The organism is Pseudomonas sp. 2835 (genome assembly GCF_050435905.1).
Classification (GTDB): domain Bacteria; phylum Pseudomonadota; class Gammaproteobacteria; order Pseudomonadales; family Pseudomonadaceae; genus Aquipseudomonas.
The window spans coordinates 23,657-40,077 of the sequence record NZ_JBNDLE010000018.1; the positions used below are offsets into that span (position 1 = coordinate 23,657).

Annotated in this window: 12 protein-coding genes, 2 tRNA genes and 1 pseudogene; 11 read left to right on the forward strand and 4 right to left on the reverse strand. The window is 62.3% G+C overall.

Going from position 1 to position 16,421, the window contains the following annotated elements:
* Nucleotides 1-8: 8 nt before the first annotated feature.
* The 3 genes and pseudogenes from ABIE20_RS21535 to ABIE20_RS21545 all read left to right on the forward strand — a co-directional run bounded on the left by ABIE20_RS21535 (nt 9) and on the right by ABIE20_RS21545 (nt 3,374).
* A complete protein-coding gene (locus tag ABIE20_RS21535; RefSeq protein ID WP_010221599.1) occupies nt 9-1,301 on the forward strand; it encodes an adenylosuccinate synthase in 1,293 nt (430 codons plus the stop codon).
* Between the two features lie 954 nt (nt 1,302-2,255).
* Nucleotides 2,256-2,468 (forward strand): annotated as a pseudogene (locus tag ABIE20_RS21540) (methyl-accepting chemotaxis protein); the annotation flags it as partial.
* Between the two features lie 201 nt (nt 2,469-2,669).
* The gene (locus ABIE20_RS21545; protein ID WP_408980944.1) at nt 2,670-3,374 is read left to right on the forward strand and encodes a methyl-accepting chemotaxis protein; all 705 of its coding nucleotides are present in this window, start codon (nt 2,670-2,672) and stop codon (nt 3,372-3,374) included.
* 66 nt (nt 3,375-3,440) lie between these two features.
* Here the strand turns inward: ABIE20_RS21545 and ABIE20_RS21550 are convergent, their stop codons facing one another.
* The 4 genes from ABIE20_RS21550 to ABIE20_RS21565 form a co-directional block, all read right to left on the reverse strand.
* A complete protein-coding gene (locus ABIE20_RS21550; RefSeq protein ID WP_429507200.1) occupies nt 3,441-5,009 on the reverse strand; it encodes an ABC transporter permease in 1,569 nt (522 codons plus the stop codon).
* Nucleotides 5,009-6,022 (reverse strand): extracellular solute-binding protein, encoded by a 1,014-nt coding sequence (locus ABIE20_RS21555; protein WP_429507201.1) that lies wholly within the window; start codon nt 6,020-6,022, stop codon nt 5,009-5,011. Before ABIE20_RS21555 ends, ABIE20_RS21550 begins: the two co-directional genes overlap by 1 nt.
* A gap of 176 nt (nt 6,023-6,198) precedes the next feature.
* A tRNA-Leu gene (locus tag ABIE20_RS21560) sits at nt 6,199-6,285 on the reverse strand.
* A gap of 87 nt (nt 6,286-6,372) precedes the next feature.
* Nucleotides 6,373-6,459 (reverse strand) — tRNA-Leu (locus tag ABIE20_RS21565).
* A 266-nt stretch (nt 6,460-6,725) separates the two neighbouring features.
* Between ABIE20_RS21565 and rnr the strand changes: the two genes are divergently transcribed.
* From rnr to ABIE20_RS21605, 8 genes are all read left to right on the forward strand, one after another.
* Nucleotides 6,726-9,323, forward strand: a complete 2,598-nt coding sequence (gene rnr, locus ABIE20_RS21570; RefSeq protein WP_429507203.1) for a ribonuclease R — start codon at nt 6,726-6,728, stop codon at nt 9,321-9,323.
* Nucleotides 9,320-10,072 (forward strand): 23S rRNA (guanosine(2251)-2'-O)-methyltransferase RlmB, encoded by a 753-nt coding sequence (gene rlmB / locus ABIE20_RS21575; protein ID WP_429507204.1) that lies wholly within the window; start codon nt 9,320-9,322, stop codon nt 10,070-10,072. Before rnr ends, rlmB begins: the two co-directional genes overlap by 4 nt.
* 277 nt (nt 10,073-10,349) lie before the next feature.
* Entirely contained in the window at nt 10,350-10,772 is a 423-nt protein-coding gene (gene rpsF / locus ABIE20_RS21580) for a 30S ribosomal protein S6 (protein WP_045196870.1), read from the forward strand.
* A 28-nt stretch (nt 10,773-10,800) separates the two neighbouring features.
* Entirely contained in the window at nt 10,801-11,031 is a 231-nt protein-coding gene (gene rpsR, locus ABIE20_RS21585; protein WP_009403887.1) for a 30S ribosomal protein S18, read from the forward strand.
* Between the two features lie 36 nt (nt 11,032-11,067).
* Complete coding sequence (locus ABIE20_RS21590) at nt 11,068-11,967, forward strand: hypothetical protein (protein WP_045196874.1); 900 nt, start codon at nt 11,068-11,070, stop codon at nt 11,965-11,967.
* 21 nt (nt 11,968-11,988) lie between these two features.
* A complete protein-coding gene (rplI, locus tag ABIE20_RS21595; RefSeq protein ID WP_123564955.1) occupies nt 11,989-12,435 on the forward strand; it encodes a 50S ribosomal protein L9 in 447 nt (148 codons plus the stop codon).
* Nucleotides 12,436-12,545: 110 nt separating this feature from the next.
* Complete coding sequence (dnaB, locus tag ABIE20_RS21600) at nt 12,546-13,943, forward strand: replicative DNA helicase (protein ID WP_045196878.1); 1,398 nt, start codon at nt 12,546-12,548, stop codon at nt 13,941-13,943.
* Nucleotides 13,944-14,044: 101 nt separating this feature from the next.
* A complete protein-coding gene (locus ABIE20_RS21605; protein ID WP_429507205.1) occupies nt 14,045-16,348 on the forward strand; it encodes a YgiQ family radical SAM protein in 2,304 nt (767 codons plus the stop codon).
* Nucleotides 16,349-16,421: the final 73 nt, after the last annotated feature.

Here is a 16,421-nt window from a genome sequence, read left to right on the forward strand (position 1 = left end):
CAAGTGTTATGGGTAAGAATGTCGTAGTCCTGGGCACCCAGTGGGGTGATGAGGGCAAAGGCAAGATCGTCGATCTGCTGACCGAACATGCTGCCGCCGTAGTGCGCTACCAGGGTGGCCACAACGCGGGTCACACCCTGGTGATCGACGGTGAGAAGACCGTGCTGCACCTGATCCCGTCGGGCGTGCTGCGCGAAGGCGTGCAGTGCCTGATCGGCAACGGCGTGGTGGTTGCACCTGACGCCCTGCTGCGTGAAATCAACAAGCTCGAAGAGAAAGGCGTACCAGTGCGCGAGCGCCTGCGCATCAGCCCTTCCTGCCCGCTGATCCTGTCGTACCACGTGGCCCTCGACCAGGCTCGTGAAAAAGCCCGTGGCGAGCAGAAGATCGGCACCACCGGTCGCGGCATCGGCCCAGCTTACGAAGACAAGGTTGCCCGTCGCGGCCTGCGCATCGGTGACCTGTTCCACCGCGAGCGCTTCGCTGCCAAGCTCGGCGAGCTGCTGGACTACCACAACTTCGTGCTGGTCAATTACTACAAAGAGCCTGCAATCGATTTCCAGAAAACCCTGGACGAGTGCATGGAATACGCCGAGCTGCTCAAGCCGATGATGCTCGACGTCACCGCCGAGCTGCACAACCTGCGTCGCGCTGGCAAGGACATCATGTTCGAAGGCGCCCAGGGCTCGCTGCTGGACATCGACCACGGTACCTACCCGTTCGTGACCAGCTCCAACACCACCGCTGGCGGCATCGCTACCGGTTCGGGCGTTGGCCCTATGTACCTGGACTACATCCTCGGTATCACCAAGGCCTACACCACCCGCGTTGGCTCGGGCCCGTTCCCGACCGAACTGTTCGATGACGTCGGTGCCTTCCTGGCCAAGCGTGGTCACGAGTTCGGCGCCACCACCGGTCGCGCCCGCCGTTGCGGCTGGTTCGATGCCGTTATCCTGCGTCGCGCCATCGACGTCAACAGCATCTCCGGCCTGTGCCTGACCAAGCTGGACGTGCTCGACGGCCTGGAAACCATCCGTATCTGCGTTGGCTACAAGAACGAGAACGGTGCCGTTATCGATGCCCCGACCGACGCCGACAGCTACATCGGCCTGGAGCCGGTGTACGAAGAAATGCCGGGCTGGAGCGAGTCGACCCTGGGTGCCAAGACCCTGGAAGAACTGCCGGCCAACGCCCGTGCCTACATCAAGCGTGTGGAAGAGCTGGTCGGCGCGCCGATCGACATCATCTCCACCGGCCCGGACCGCAACGAGACCATCGTGCTGCGTCATCCGTTCGCCTGATCCGCGACTGATGTAAAGACAAAGGCCCCTTGATAGGGGCCTTTGTCGTTTCTGTCGGCTGATCGGCACAACCTTTGCTGTAAGAATCACTCCAGCGGTGCCATCACTTTAATGGCCCCAGAAGTAGAGGGTTCTTTCGTGTCCGCCGTTCTCTCACTGTTACGAAGCCGCCTGTTGCGGCCTGTCTTTGTTGCTCTCGGTATCGCTCTTTTGGTGCAAGTGCTGGTCGCGGTCGCGCTGACCCGGAGCACGGTCACTGCCCTGGAGGCCGATCTGGGCAACCGTCTGGCTGCCGACAGCCAGACACTCTCCGCCGAGCTCGAACAGGCCGGCCGGGAAGTCAGCTCGGGGCTCGACAGCCTCTCCGCCAGTACCCGCCAGCGCCTGACCGCCGGCCTGTCCACGCGTTTGCAGGATGAGCAGGCGCAGTTGCGCGCGACCCTGGAAAAGAACCTCAAGGATTCGGCCAACGATATGGCAGAGCTGCTTGCTTCGGTGGCTCCACGGGCCATGTGGGACAACGACGTGCCGACGCTGTCGGAGTTCTCCCGCCGGGCCCAGCGCAACCCTAACGTACTGTTCGTGGTTTACGACGACGCCCAGGGCCAGCACCTGACTCGCTACCTCAATCGGCAGAATCCGATCAACCAGGCGCTGCTGGACAAGGGCCAGGGCGAGCGGGCGTTGGACAAGGTGTTGGATGCCGCGCGCAACGACCCGTCGGTGTACTTTGTCGAGGCCTCGATCAACCCCAACGGTGTCGAGATCGGCAAGGTGTTGATGGGTGTCTCCACTGCCGCGGTCGACCACGAGTTGGTGGCGCTGGACAAACGCTTCTCGGCGTTGATCGCCAGTGGTGATCAACTGGTCGGCGACAGCCTGGTGGGCGCCGCCGCCGACAGTAACAAGGCCCTGCGTGCACGCCTGGAAGCGGCTCAGGCCAGCGCTGCCGGCATGCAGGCCAACACCTCGCAGAGCGTCCAGGACGCGGCGGCAACCCTGCGCTGGAACATCGGCGTGGGGCTGGCCCTGGTTGGCCTGGGCGTGCTGCTGGTGGTTGCGGTGGTGCTTGGCCGGCGTGTGGTCAACAAGCTGCGCCTGCTGATCGCAGCGCTGAACGACCTGGCAGCGGGGGAGGGCGACCTGACCAAGCGGGTTTCCATCGACAGTCGCGACGAGATTGGCGACATGGCGGCGGCGGTCAACCAGTTCGTCGCCAAGCTGCAACCTATTGTTCGTGAGGCGGGCGAAGTGGCTCAGCGTACCGGCATCGAGATCGGCGCCATGGCTCAACGCAATGCCGGTGCAGACGCAGCTGCCGAGTTGCAGCGCGATGAAGTCGCTGCCAGCCTGCGTGACCTGTCGAGCATGGCCGATGAGGCTCAGGCTGAAAGCCAGGCCATGCAATCGGCCTTGCAGCAGGTGGTGGATATTCGCCAGGCCACCGATGAGAACAGTCGCACCTCCACCCAGGTGGCCAAGCTCATCGAAGACCTGGCCGGACAGGTCGAGACCGGCTCCAAGGTCATCGAGCGCCTGGCCCAGCAAAGTGAGCAGATCGAGGTGGTGCTGACTGTGATCCACGGTATTGCCGAGCAGACCAACCTGCTGGCACTCAACGCCGCCATCGAAGCGGCGCGCGCCGGGGAAACCGGTCGTGGCTTTGCCGTGGTGGCTGATGAGGTTCGGGCGCTGGCGAGCAAGACCCAGAGTTCGACCGGCGATATCCAGGCGCACATCGGTGCGTTGCAGCAGGGCGCCAAAGAGGCGGTGGCGGCGATCAGCCAGGCCGGGCGCCAGGCCAGCGAAGGTTTGCTGGTGCTGCGAGACAACGCGCGCTTGCAGCAGTCGGTGCAGGCTTCGGTTGAGCAGGTGCATGCGGCGATTGGCCTGGCTACCCGTGCAGCCGAGCAGCAGGCCCATGGTGCGCAGGCGGTGCGTGGCCGTGTGCAGACCATTCATGCCCAGGCCGAGCGGGCTGCCGAGGTGGTGCTGCAAACCACTGCCAGCAGCAAGGTGCTAGACGACCTGGCTGCGCAGCTCAAGGCCAGCCTGGGGCAGTTCCGCGCTTGAGAGTAATCGCGGGGCAAGCCCGCTCCCACGGTGGGAGCGGGCTTGCCCCGCGATGCTTTTGAGGTATCACGCGCGGTTCAGATACATCCGCGTAGTGAGCAGGTACACCGGCAACCCCGACACCAGGATCAGCAATGCCGCATACGGCGCTGCCGCCGCGAACTCGACGTTGGCGGTATGCGCCCACACTTCGGTGGCCAGGGTGGTCATGCCGGTCGGGCTGAGCAGCAGGGTTGCCGTCAGCTCCTTCATGGCATCCAGGAATACCAGTGCGAACGCCGCCGCCAGGGCCGGGAAGATGATCGGCAGGGTCACCCGGCAAAACGCCGTGAATTGGGTTGCGCCCAAGGTGCGGGCGGCTTCTTCGAGCTGCGGCGCCGCCTTGTTCAGGGCCGTGCGCACCGGCGCCTGGGCCAGTGGCAGGAACAGCAGGGCGTAGGCCAGCAGCAACAAGCCAGTGGTCTGGTACAGCGCCGGCACATAGTGCAGGGCGAAGTACACCAGGGTCAGGGCGATCACCAGGCCGGGCAGGGCGTGCAGCAGGTACGGCAGGCGTTCGGCCCAGATCGCCAGGCGGCCTTTGTAGCGCACCACCAGAAAACTGACCGGCAACGCCAGCAGCAGGCTCAGGCCGGCACCACCCAGCGACAGCGACAGCGACGACAACAGCGCGCGGCTGATATCGGCCACCGGAAAGGCCGCCGATGAACCGACACTCAGCCAGTAGCCGAGCATGCCCAGTGGAATACCGCTGCCCAGCACCGCCAGGACCAGGCAATACAGCTGCCCGACCGGCATCCACCCGCGCAGGCGAATCGGCGCACCGCGCCGCGCCACGCCCTGGCCGATGCGCACATGGCGGGCCTTGCCGCGCACGCGCAGCTCCAGCCAGAGCATCAGCAGGCACATGAACAACAGCACTGCCGAGAGCATCGCGGCGTTGGCGTTGCTGAATTCCAGTTCGAACTGCTGGTAGATCGCCGTGGTAAAGGTCTGCAGGCCGAGGATCGACAGGGCGCCGAATTCCACCAGCATGTGCAGGGCAATCAGCAGGCTGCCACCAATGATCGACGGCCACAGGAGCGGCAGGGTGATGCGCCAGAACACGCCCCAGCGCGTCTGCCCCAGGGTCCGTGCCGACTCTTCCAGCGAGGTATCGAGGTTGCGCAGGGTCGCCGCCACCGGCAGGAACACCAGTGGGTACTTGGACAGGCTCATCACCAGGATGGCGCCGCCCAGGCCTTCGAAGCGCGGGCTCAGCGACACCCAGGTAAAACCGCTGACAAACGCCGGCACGGCAAACGGCAGGCACAGAATCACGCCCCACAGGCGCCGCCCGGGCAGGTCACTGCGTTCCAGCAGCCAGGCCAGGGATACGCCCAGGGCCATGCAGGCCAGGGTGACGCCGGCCATCAGCATCAGGGTGTTGCGCATCAGGCCCCAGACGAACGGGCGCCAGAGCAGGTGCAAGGCTTCGCGCCAGCCGGCTTCCCAGGTTTTCAGGGCCACGTACAGCAGCGGCAGCAGGCTCAGCCCGACCAGCAGCAACACTGGCAGCACCACCCAGGTCGACGGGCGCTTGCGCTTGGGCACGTAACGGCTGGCCAGGGCGGCCGCGGGCAGGGCTGCGCTCATTACAGCAGGCCAACTTCGCGTTCGAGCTCCAGGGCTTCTTCGGCGTTACCCAGGTCGGCCGGGGTAATTTTCGGCGGACGCAGGTCTGCGAAGGGCTTCAGGCCCTGGTCCGAGACCATGCCTTTATGCAGCGGATACTCGGCAGTGGTCTGGGTGATTACCCGCTGGCCTGCTTCGCTGGCCATCCAGGCCAGCAGGGCCTGGGCTTCTTTCGGGTGCTTGCTGGCTTTTACCGCTGCGGCGCTGGAGATGGTCACCAGGCCGCCGACGTCGCCGTCAGCCAGGTAGTAGAGTTTTGAATCCAGCTGGCCGCGCTCTTTCTTCAGGGCATACCAGTAGTAGTTGTTCACCAATACCGCGGCGACTTCACCGTTCTCGACAGCTTTGAGCGCAACCATGTTGTTGGTGTAGGTCTTGCCGAAGGCCTTGAGGCCGGTCAGCCATTCTTCGGCGGCGTCACGGCCGTGCAGCTTGAGGATGGCCACGGCCTGTTCCTGGAAGGCACCGCTGGTTGGTACGAAACCGATCTTGCCTTCCCATTCGGGGTCGGCGAAGTCCATCACCGAGGGCGGCAGGTCTTTTTCGTCGATCACCTTGGGGTTGAAGGCGACTACGCGGGTACGCGCAGTGACGCCCATCCAGCTGCCATTGGCGGCGACGTATTCCTTGGGCAGCACTTGCAGGGTCGAATCATCGATCTTGGCCAGCAGGCCCAGCTCGCCGAGGTTGTTCAGCGGTGGCGATTCTTCGGTGTAAATGACGTCGGCGGGGGAGCGATCACCTTCTTCGATGATCTGGCTGGCCAGTTGGTTGCTGCTGCCCTTGCGGATATTGATGTGGATGCCGGTCTTGGCCTCGTAGGCCTTGGCGATGGCTTCCCCGATTTCCTTGTGCTGCCCGTTGTACAGGGTCAGCGACACCGGGTCGGCGGCCATGGCGGCTGGGGTGCCGAGCACCATGGCAAAAACAGAGACGGCCAGGCCGCGCAACAGGGGGTTATTGCGGAACGTCATGCGGGTACTTCCTCGCTTGCGGCTACATATCTGGAAACAATGATAATCGATATCGCTTCTCAAATGCCCTTGTGAGGGAAAATTCATGAGCAGGCTATCGGTCGTTTCTGGATTGCAGGCGAGGAAAAGGGCAGGGCAGAAACGAAAAAACCCGCTTTCGCGGGTTTGATCTGAATTGGTGCCCAGAAGAAGACTCGAACTTCCACGACCGTAAGGTCACCAGCACCTGAAGCTGGCGTGTCTACCAATTTCACCATCTGGGCAAAATGAAGCGGTGTAGCTTGTAACGAAAACAGTGTAGCGTGTTGCAGTAAATCTCAGAAGCCAGAGGCAATTCTAAGATTTGAAATTGGTGCCCAGAAGAAGACTCGAACTTCCACGACCGTAAGGTCACCAGCACCTGAAGCTGGCGTGTCTACCAATTTCACCATCTGGGCATTTCGCTGAGGAACATGATGCTTCACATCGTGCTACATCTCAACTATAACGACGGTGTCCGTCGTTGTGGTGCGCACTATACGGATGCGTCTGAGAGCTGTAAAGCCCCGTTCAGAAAAAATCTTAAAAAATTCAAGTCGTTGTTCCTTATGATGGTTTTGGCAGCATTCAGGGGGCTCTGACAGGGCTGTCCAAGCTTGAAATTTCCGGTTTCAATACGCCTATGCCAAACTAACCCTTATATAGACAAGGTGAACCCCTCCTAATGGCCGATTGGCAGACCCTCGATCCCGAGGCCGCTCGTGAAGCGGAAAAATACGAAAACCCTATTCCTAGCCGTGAGCTGATCCTCCAGCGTCTGGACGAGCGCGGCTCGCCGGCAGCCCGTGAGCAGCTGGTCGAAGAGTTCGGCCTGACCACCGAAGACCAGATCGAAGCCCTGCGCCGCCGTCTGCGCGCGATGGAGCGTGATGGCCAGCTGATCTATACCCGGCGCGGCACTTATGCCCCGGTAGACAAGCTTGACCTGATCCTCGGCCGCATCGCCGGTCACCGCGATGGCTTCGGTTTCCTGATTCCGGATGACGGCAGCGACGACCTGTTCCTGAGCCCTGCGCAAATGCGCCTGGTGTTCGATGGCGACCGCGCCCTGGCCCGGGTATCCGGCCTGGACCGCCGTGGCCGCCGCGAAGGCGTGGTGGTCGAAGTGATTTCCCGCGCCCACGAAAGCATCGTTGGCCGCTACTTCGAAGAAGGCGGTATCGGCTTTGTCACCCCCGACAACCCCAAGGTCCAGCAAGAAGTGCTGATCACCCCGGGGCGTAACGGCGGTGCCAGGATCGGTCAGTTCGTCGAGGTCAAGATCACTCACTGGCCGACCCCGCGCTTCCAACCCCAGGGCGACGTTACCGAAGTGATCGGCAACTACATGGCCCCGGGCATGGAAATCGACGTTGCCCTGCGCAGCTACGATATTCCGCACGTCTGGCCAGAAGCGGTGATCAAGGAAGCGCGCAAGCTCAAGCCTGAAGTCGAAGAGAAAGACAAAGAGCACCGCATCGACCTTCGCCATCTGCCGTTCGTCACCATCGACGGCGAAGATGCGCGCGACTTCGACGACGCGGTGTACTGCGAGAGCCTGGGCAAGTTGCGCCTGTTTTCCGGTGGCTGGCGCCTGTACGTGGCCATTGCCGACGTTTCCAGCTATGTGCGCCTGGGCTCTGCCCTGGATGCCGAAGCCCAGGTGCGTGGCAACTCGGTGTACTTCCCCGAGCGCGTGGTACCGATGCTGCCTGAAGAGCTGTCCAACGGCCTGTGCTCGCTGAACCCGCACGTCGACCGCTTGGCGATGGTCTGTGAAATGACCATCAACAAGTCCGGGCAGATGGTTGATTACCAGTTCTACGAAGCGGTGATCCACTCCCATGCACGCCTGACCTACAACAAAGTCAGCAGCATGCTCGAACACGCCCGTACCCGCGAAGGCAAGGCCCTGCGCGAGCAGTACAGCGAAGTGGTGCCGGACCTCAAGCAGCTTTATGCGCTGTACAAGGTGCTGCTGGCGGCCCGTCATACCCGTGGTGCGATCGACTTCGAAACCCAGGAAACCCGGATCATCTTCGGTTCCGAGCGCAAGATCGCCGAAATCCGCCCGACCGTGCGCAACGACGCTCACAAGTTGATCGAAGAGTGCATGCTGGCGGCCAACGTGGCCACCGCCGAGTTCCTCAAGAAGCACGAAATCCCGGCTCTGTACCGTGTTCACGACGGCCCGCCACCGGAGCGCCTGGAAAAACTGCGCGCTTTCCTCGGCGAGCTGGGTCTGTCCCTGCACAAAGGCAAGGACGGTCCGTCGCCGAAGGATTACCAGGCGCTGTTGGCGAGCATCGCCGACCGCCCGGATTTCCACCTGATCCAGACCGTGATGCTGCGCTCCCTGAGCCAGGCGGTGTACAGCGCCGACAACAACGGCCACTTCGGCCTGAACTACGAGGCGTACACCCACTTCACCTCGCCAATCCGTCGCTACCCGGACCTGCTCACCCACCGAGCGATCCGCAGCGTGATCCGTTCACGTCAGGAAACCCCGCACGTCAAGCGTGCCGGTGCGATGAGCATCCCCAAGGCGCGCATCTACCCGTACGACGAGGCGACCCTGGAGCAGCTCGGCGAGCAGTGCTCGATGAGCGAGCGGCGTGCCGACGAGGCCACCCGCGACGTGGTCAACTGGCTCAAGTGCGAGTACATGAAAGACCGCGTCGGCGAGAGCTTCCCGGGTGTGATCACCGCGGTGACCGGCTTTGGCCTGTTCGTCGAGCTGACCGACATTTATGTCGAAGGCATGGTCCACGTCAGCGCCCTGCCGGGTGACTACTACCACTTCGACCCTGTGCACCACCGCCTGGCCGGTGAGCGTACCGGGCGCAGCTTCCGCCTGGGTGACACCGTCGAAGTGCGGGTGATGCGCGTCGATCTCGAGCAGCGCAAGATCGACTTCGAGATGGCCGAGAACACCCTCAAGGCGCCGATTGGCCGCAAGCAGCGTGGCGAAGGCGTGCGCCCTCAGGACGGCAAGCCGGTACCGGTGCTCGACAAGAAGGCCGAGGCGCCGGCCAAGGCTGCAGAGCCTGCGCGTCGCAGCCGCAAGAACGAAACTGCCGAAGCCTATTTCCCTGCCAATGCCGTGGCCAACAACGCTGAAGTGCGCAAGAGCCGGGAAATGAAGAAGGCCTTGATGTCCGATGCCAAGCACGCAGGCGGCAAGCCTGCGTCGAAGTCGGGCAAATCGGAAAAACCGAGCAAGCACCGTAAAGGGCCGCCGAAAGCCGGCTCCGCGTCACGTAAACCCAAGGCCAAGTCATGAGTCAGTTGGAAAAAATCTACGGCGTGCATGCCGTGGAAGCCCTGTTGCGTTATCACCCCAAGCGGGTCAAGCAGATCTGGCTGTCCGAAGGGCGCAGCGAGCCGCGCCTGCAGGCGTTGCTGGAGCTGGCCGGGCAAAACCGCGTGGCGGTCGGCCAGGCCGAACGCCGCGAGATGGATGCCTGGGTTGAAGGCGTGCACCAGGGCGTGGTGGCTGAAGTCAGCCCGAGCCAGGTCTGGGGCGAGGCGATGCTTGAAGAGCTGCTCGACCGCACCGAAGGCGCGCCGCTGATCCTGGTGCTCGACGGCGTCACCGACCCGCACAACCTCGGCGCCTGCCTGCGCACCGCCGATGCCGCCGGCGCGCTGGCGGTGGTAGTGCCCAAAGACAAGTCGGCGACCCTGACCCCTGCGGTACGGAAAGTGGCCTGCGGTGCGGCCGAGGTCATTCCGCTGGTGGCGGTGACCAACCTGGCGCGGACCCTGGAGAAGCTCCAGCAACGCGGTTTGTGGGTGGTCGGCACTGCGGGCGAGGCCGAACAGGAGCTGTACCAGCAGGACCTGACCGGCCCGACCATCCTGATCATGGGCGCCGAGGGCAAGGGCATGCGCCGCTTGACTCGCGAGCACTGTGATTTTCTGGTCAAGCTGCCGATGGCTGGCAGCGTCAGCAGCCTGAACGTGTCGGTGGCGACGGGCGTGTGCCTGTTCGAGGCCGTTCGTCAGCGCCAGGCCAAAGCCAAGGGCTGATCTCTGCGGGGCCGCTTCGCAGCCCATCGCCGGCAAGGCCGGCTCCCACAGGTGTTGTGCCAGTCTGTGGGAGCCGGCCTTGCCGGCGATTGCAGCACCGCGGTACTGCTCAATAATTCACCAATTACCTTGCTTGTCTTTCGGCGCTTCTCTACAATTGCGCCCCTTGCCATGTTGGCAGGCGTTCACGCGCCTCTTCCCAGGGCAAGACATACAAGTGTCCTTCACTCCTTGTCTGACCACTCTGGTGGCAGACTACAACCCGTAAGGAGCATTCATGCGTCATTACGAAATCATCTTTCTGGTCCACCCTGACCAGAGCGAGCAAGTCGGCGGCATGGTTGAGCGTTACACCAAGCTGATCGAAGAAGACGGCGGTAAAATCCACCGTCTGGAAGACTGGGGCCGTCGTCAACTGGCCTACGCAATCAACAATGTTCACAAGGCTCACTACGTGATGCTGAACGTTGAGTGCACCGGCAAGGCCCTGGCCGAGCTGGAAGACAACTTCCGCTACAACGATGCCGTGATCCGTAACCTGGTCATCCGTCGCGACGAAGCCGTTACCGGCCAGTCCGAGATGCTCAAGGCTGAAGAGAACCGCAGTGAGCGCCGTGAGCGTCGCGACCGTCCTGAGCACGAAAGCGCCGAAAGCGCTGATAGTGATGACAGCGACAACAGCGATAACGCTGACGAGTAATCCACGGACCTTTTGAGGAGCCTATTACATGGCACGTTTCTTCCGTCGTCGTAAATTCTGCCGCTTCACTGCTGAAGACGTGAAAGAGATCGATTACAAAGATCTCAACACCCTGAAAGCTTATGTATCCGAAACCGGCAAAATCGTTCCAAGCCGTATCACCGGTACCAAAGCTCGTTATCAGCGTCAGCTGGCTACCGCTATCAAGCGCGCCCGCTTCCTGGCCCTGCTGCCCTACACCGACAGCCACGGCCGCTGAGACCGGGTCGTCGACAAGTAGCAAAGGATAAAATGCATGCGCGCCTTGGCTGATTTCATCATGCGCGGTCGCGTGCAAGCCACCCTCGTGGTGGTGGGTTGTGCGGCTTTGCCGCTGTTGTTCTGGTTGAGTGCCGCCGCCGGGAGCCTGGTGTTCCTGCGGCGCGGTTTCAAGGACGCTTCCGGTGTCCTCGCCTGGGCTTTGTTGCCGGCGATGGCCTGGTGGTTCTTCGGCGAGCCGCGCACCTTGATGGTGTTGCTGGGTACGCTGGGTCTGGCGGCGCTGTTGCGCGCCGGGCAGTCCTGGAACCGGGTGCTGTTGTTCAGCATCGGCATGGGCCTGGTGTATGGGGTTGTACTGGGTTCGGTATTCCGCGAACCGATTGAAGCTCTGGCTGGAGCGCTTGAAAAAGCCCTGCCGCAGATGCTCGACGGTCTCTACCAACAGTTATCGGTAGAGGAGCGGGGCCGCCTTGGAAGCCTTATTGCGCCGGTGCTCGTCGGCCTGATTGCGGCGTTGTTGCAAGCCGTCAGTGTGCTGGCCCTGATGTTGGGCCGTTACTGGCAGGCGTTGTTGTATAACCCGGGTGGTTTTGGTCGCGAGTTTCAAGCGGTCAGGCTCCCCCTGGTGCCGGCGCTGGTGCTGGTGGTGCTCATGCTGGTGGGGCCGAATTTCGGTCCTGAGCTGGCGATGTTGACACCCCTGTGCAGCATTCCGCTGATGTTTGCAGGGCTCGCCCTGCTGCATGGGCTGGTGGCACAAGGTCGATTGGCCAAGTTCTGGCTGGTCGGGTTGTACGTGACGCTGGTGCTGTTTATGCAGCTGACTTATCCGTTGCTCGTGGTCCTGGCCATTGTCGACAGCCTGATTGATTTTCGCGGTCGCAAGGCGCCCCCAAAAGGTGCCGATAACGATTCCGCGAACGGTGAAGGTTAAAAGTTAAGAGGTTATTACCAAATGGAACTGATCCTGCTGGAAAAAGTCGCCAACCTGGGCAACCTGGGCGACAAGGTAAAAGTTAAGTCCGGTTACGGTCGTAACTTCCTGCTGCCATTCGGCAAAGCCACCGCTGCGACCGCTGCCAACCTGGCTGCGTTCGAAGAGCGTCGTGCTGAGCTGGAAAAAATCGCTGCTGAGAAAAAAGCTTCGGCCGAAACTCGCGCTGCCCAACTGGCTGAGCTGGAAGTGACCATCACTGCCACCGCCGGTGACGAAGGCAAGCTGTTCGGTTCGATCGGCACCCACGACATCGCTGATGCCCTGACCGCCTCCGGCGTTGAAGTGGCTAAAGCTGAAGTTCGTCTGCCGAACGGCACCATCCGTAACGTCGGCGAATACGACGTTGCCGTGCACCTGCACAGCGACGTTGAAGCCACCGTTCGCGTGGTTGTTGTCGCAGCCTAAGCTGTACCGATCGGCTGGCACCTTGGGTGTCAGCCGGTTAACATCGGGCACGATCCTGCTTTGCAGGTCGTGCCCTTTGTCTTTTTCATCACCCTGATTCCTGCGTGGCCATGAACGAGATAACCGCCCCCGAGCAATATGATCTGCAAACCGCTGCCCTGAAGGTGCCGCCGCATTCCATCGAGGCCGAACAGGCCGTGCTCGGTGGCTTGATGCTGGACAACAACGCCTGGGAGCGCGTGCTCGATCAAGTCTCCGACGGCGACTTCTACCGGCATGACCACCGCCTGATCTTCCGCGCCATCCACAAGCTCGCCGACCAGAACGCCCCGTTCGACGTGGTAACCCTGCACGAGCAGCTGGACAAGGAAGGCTTGAGTTCGCAGGTTGGCGGCCTGGGTTACCTGGGCGAGCTGGCCAAGAACACCCCGTCGGTGGCCAACATCAAGGCCTATGCCGCGATCATTCGTGAGCGGGCGACCCTGCGCCAGCTGATCAGCATCAGCAACGAGATCGCCGACAGCGCCTTCAACCCGCAAGGGCGCAACGCCGCCGAGATCCTCGACGAAGCCGAACGGCAGATCTTCCAGATCGCCGAAGCGCGACCGAAGACCGGTGGCCCGGTGGGCGTCAACGACCTGCTGACCAAGGCCATCGACCGCATCGACACGCTGTTCAACACCGACAGTGCGATCACTGGCCTGTCCACCGGCTACACCGACCTCGACGAGAAGACCAGCGGCCTGCAACCGGCCGACCTGATCATCGTCGCCGGCCGTCCATCGATGGGTAAGACCACCTTCGCCATGAACCTGGTAGAGAACGCCGTACTGCGCAGCGACAAGGCGGTGCTGGTGTACTCCCTGGAGATGCCAGGCGAATCGCTGATCATGCGTATGCTGTCGTCGCTTGGGCGCATCGACCAGACCAAGGTACGTTCCGGCCAGCTTGAAGACGACGACTGGCCGCGCCTGACCTCGGCGGTCAACCTGCTCAACGACCGCAAGCTGTTCATCGACGATACCGCCGGCATCAGCCCGTCGGAAATGCGCGCCCGTACCCGCCGCCTGGTGCGTGAGCACGGCGACATCGCCCTGATCATGATCGACTACCTGCAGCTGATGCAGATCCCGGGCTCCAGCGGCGACAACCGCACCAACGAGATTTCCGAGATCTCCCGCTCGCTCAAGGCCCTGGCCAAAGAGTTCAACTGCCCGGTAGTTGCCCTGTCGCAGCTCAACCGCTCCCTCGAACAGCGGCCAAACAAGCGCCCGGTGAACTCCGACTTGCGTGAATCGGGTGCAATCGAGCAGGACGCCGACGTGATCATGTTCGTTTACCGCGACGAGGTGTACCACCCGGAGACCGAACACAAGGGCATTGCCGAAATCATCATCGGCAAGCAGCGGAACGGTCCGATCGGCTTTATCCGCCTGGCCTTCATCGGCAAGTACACACGCTTCGAAAACCTCGCGCCGGGCAGTTACAACTTCGACGACGACGAGTAGGGGCAATTTGGACAATTCCGACCTTGAGCGTCGGAATTGGTCAATTTTTGTGCTATATTCCGCGCCCGCGATTTTTCATCGATTAGCCACCGGTCACTGACATGCAAGCAGCCAAACCACTTTTCGACTATCCCAAGTACTGGGCCGAATGCTTCGGGCCAGCACCGTTCCTGCCGATGAGCAGGGAGGAGATGGATCAGCTCGGCTGGGATTCCTGCGACATCATCATCGTGACCGGTGATGCCTACGTCGACCATCCGTCGTTCGGCATGGCCATCATTGGCCGCCTGCTGGAAGCCCAGGGCTTTCGCGTGGGTATCATTGCCCAGCCGGACTGGCAGTCCAAAGACGACTTCATGAAGCTCGGCGAGCCGAACCTGTTCTTCGGCGTCGCGGCCGGTAACATGGACTCGATGATCAACCGCTACACCGCCGACAAGAAGATCCGCTCCGACGACGCCTATACCCCGGGCGGCATGGCCGGCAAGCGTCCTGATCGCGCCAGCCTGGTATACAGCCAGCGCTGCAAGGAAGCCTACAAGCACGTGCCGATCGTCCTCGGCGGCATTGAGGCCTCCCTGCGCCGCATCGCTCATTACGACTACTGGCAGGACAAAGTCCGTCATTCGATCCTGATCGATGCCTGCGCCGATATCCTGCTGTACGGCAACGCCGAGCGGGCCATCGTCGAAGTGGCCCAGCGCCTGTCGTTCGGCGAGTCGATCGAGAGCATCACCGACATTCGCGGCACCGCCTTCGTACGCCGTGATACCCCGCAAGGCTGGTATGAGGTCGACTCGACCCGTATCGACCGTCCGGGCAAGGTCGACAAGATCATCAACCCGTACGTCAACACCCAGGACACCCAGGCCTGCGCCATCGAGCAGGAAAAGGGCGAGGTCGAAGACCCCAACGAAGCCAAGGTTGTGCAGATTCTCGCCAGCCCGCGCATGACCCGTGACAAGACGGTCATCCGCCTGCCGTCGTTCGAGAAGGTCCGCAACGACCCGGTGCTCTATGCCCACGCCAACCGCGTGCTGCACCTGGAGACCAACCCGGGCAACGCCCGTGCCCTGGTGCAGAAGCATGGCGAAGTGGACGTGTGGTTCAACCCGCCACCCATTCCGATGACCACCGAAGAAATGGACTACGTGTTCGGCATGCCCTATGCGCGCATCCCGCACCCGGCCTACGGCAAGGAAAAAATCCCGGCCTACGACATGATCCGCTTCTCGGTGAACATCATGCGCGGCTGCTTCGGCGGCTGTACCTTCTGCTCGATCACCGAGCACGAAGGGCGCATCATCCAGAACCGTTCGCACGAGTCGATCATTCGCGAGATCGAAGAGATTCGCGACAAGGTGCCCGGCTTTACCGGGGTCATCTCCGACCTCGGCGGCCCGACCGCGAACATGTACCGCATTGCCTGCAAGAGCCCTGAAATCGAATCGGCGTGCCGCAAGCCGTCGTGCGTGTTCCCCGGCATCTGCCCGAACTTGAACACCGACCACTCGGCGCTGATCAAGCTGTACCGCAGCGCCCGTGACCTGCCGGGGGTGAAGAAGATCCTCATCGCCTCGGGCCTGCGTTACGACCTGGCGGTAGAGTCGCCGGAGTACGTCAAGGAGCTGGTGACCCACCACGTCGGCGGCTACCTGAAGATTGCCCCGGAGCACACCGAGGAAGGCCCGCTGAACCAGATGATGAAGCCGGGCATCGGTAGCTATGACCGCTTCAAGCGCATGTTCGAGAAGTACTCGAAAGAGGCGGGCAAAGAGCAGTACCTGATCCCGTACTTCATCGCCGCGCACCCGGGCACCACCGACGAAGACATGATGAACCTGGCCCTGTGGCTCAAGGGCAACGGCTTTCGTGCCGACCAGGTGCAGGCGTTCTACCCGTCGCCGATGGCCTCGGCCACGGCCATGTATCACTCGGGCAAGAACCCGCTGCGCAAGGTCACCTACAAGAGCGACCCGGTGACCATCGTCAAGAGCGAGCAGCAGCGCCGCCTGCACAAGGCGTTCCTGCGCTATCACGATCCAAAGGGCTGGCCGATGCTGCGCGAAGCCCTGGAGCGCATGGGCCGCGCCGACCTGATCGGCCCGGGCAAGCACCAGCTGATCCCGCTGCACCAGCCGGCGACCGACAGCTACCAGAGTGCCCGGCGCAAGAACTCGACCCCGGCCGGCAGCCACAAGGTGGCCAAAGAGCAGAAGATCCTCACCCAGCACAGCGGCTTGCCGCCGCGTGCCAGCGATGGCTCCAAGCCGTGGGACAAGCGTGAACAGGCCAAGGCGGCGGCGTTTGCCCGCAACCAGGAAGCGGCCAAGGCACGCAAGGATGCCGCCAAGGGCGGCAAGGGCAAGAAAAAGCCCGCCCGCCAGCCGGTTCTGCCGCGCTAACTGAAACGCCAGCCTTCGGGCTGGCGTTTTTGTTTGCGTCGCTGGCAAAGCCTCAAATCTGTGCAAGGCTTGC

Excerpts from the sequence above, each read along its gene's own strand:
- ABIE20_RS21535 (WP_010221599.1), top strand. The coding sequence starts at position 9 with ATGGGTAAGAATGTCGTAGTCCTGGGCACCCAGTGGGGTGATGAGGGC.
- ABIE20_RS21545 (WP_408980944.1), top strand. The coding sequence starts at position 2,670 with ATGGCCGATGAGGCTCAGGCTGAAAGCCAGGCCATGCAATCGGCCTTG.
- ABIE20_RS21550 (WP_429507200.1), bottom strand. The coding sequence starts at position 5,009 with ATGAGCGCAGCCCTGCCCGCGGCCGCCCTGGCCAGCCGTTACGTGCCC.
- ABIE20_RS21555 (WP_429507201.1), bottom strand. The coding sequence starts at position 6,022 with ATGACGTTCCGCAATAACCCCCTGTTGCGCGGCCTGGCCGTCTCTGTT.
- rnr (WP_429507203.1), top strand. The coding sequence starts at position 6,726 with ATGGCCGATTGGCAGACCCTCGATCCCGAGGCCGCTCGTGAAGCGGAA.
- rlmB (WP_429507204.1), top strand. The coding sequence starts at position 9,320 with ATGAGTCAGTTGGAAAAAATCTACGGCGTGCATGCCGTGGAAGCCCTG.
- rpsF (WP_045196870.1), top strand. The coding sequence starts at position 10,350 with ATGCGTCATTACGAAATCATCTTTCTGGTCCACCCTGACCAGAGCGAG.
- rpsR (WP_009403887.1), top strand. The coding sequence starts at position 10,801 with ATGGCACGTTTCTTCCGTCGTCGTAAATTCTGCCGCTTCACTGCTGAA.
- ABIE20_RS21590 (WP_045196874.1), top strand. The coding sequence starts at position 11,068 with ATGCGCGCCTTGGCTGATTTCATCATGCGCGGTCGCGTGCAAGCCACC.
- rplI (WP_123564955.1), top strand. The coding sequence starts at position 11,989 with ATGGAACTGATCCTGCTGGAAAAAGTCGCCAACCTGGGCAACCTGGGC.
- dnaB (WP_045196878.1), top strand. The coding sequence starts at position 12,546 with ATGAACGAGATAACCGCCCCCGAGCAATATGATCTGCAAACCGCTGCC.
- ABIE20_RS21605 (WP_429507205.1), top strand. The coding sequence starts at position 14,045 with ATGCAAGCAGCCAAACCACTTTTCGACTATCCCAAGTACTGGGCCGAA.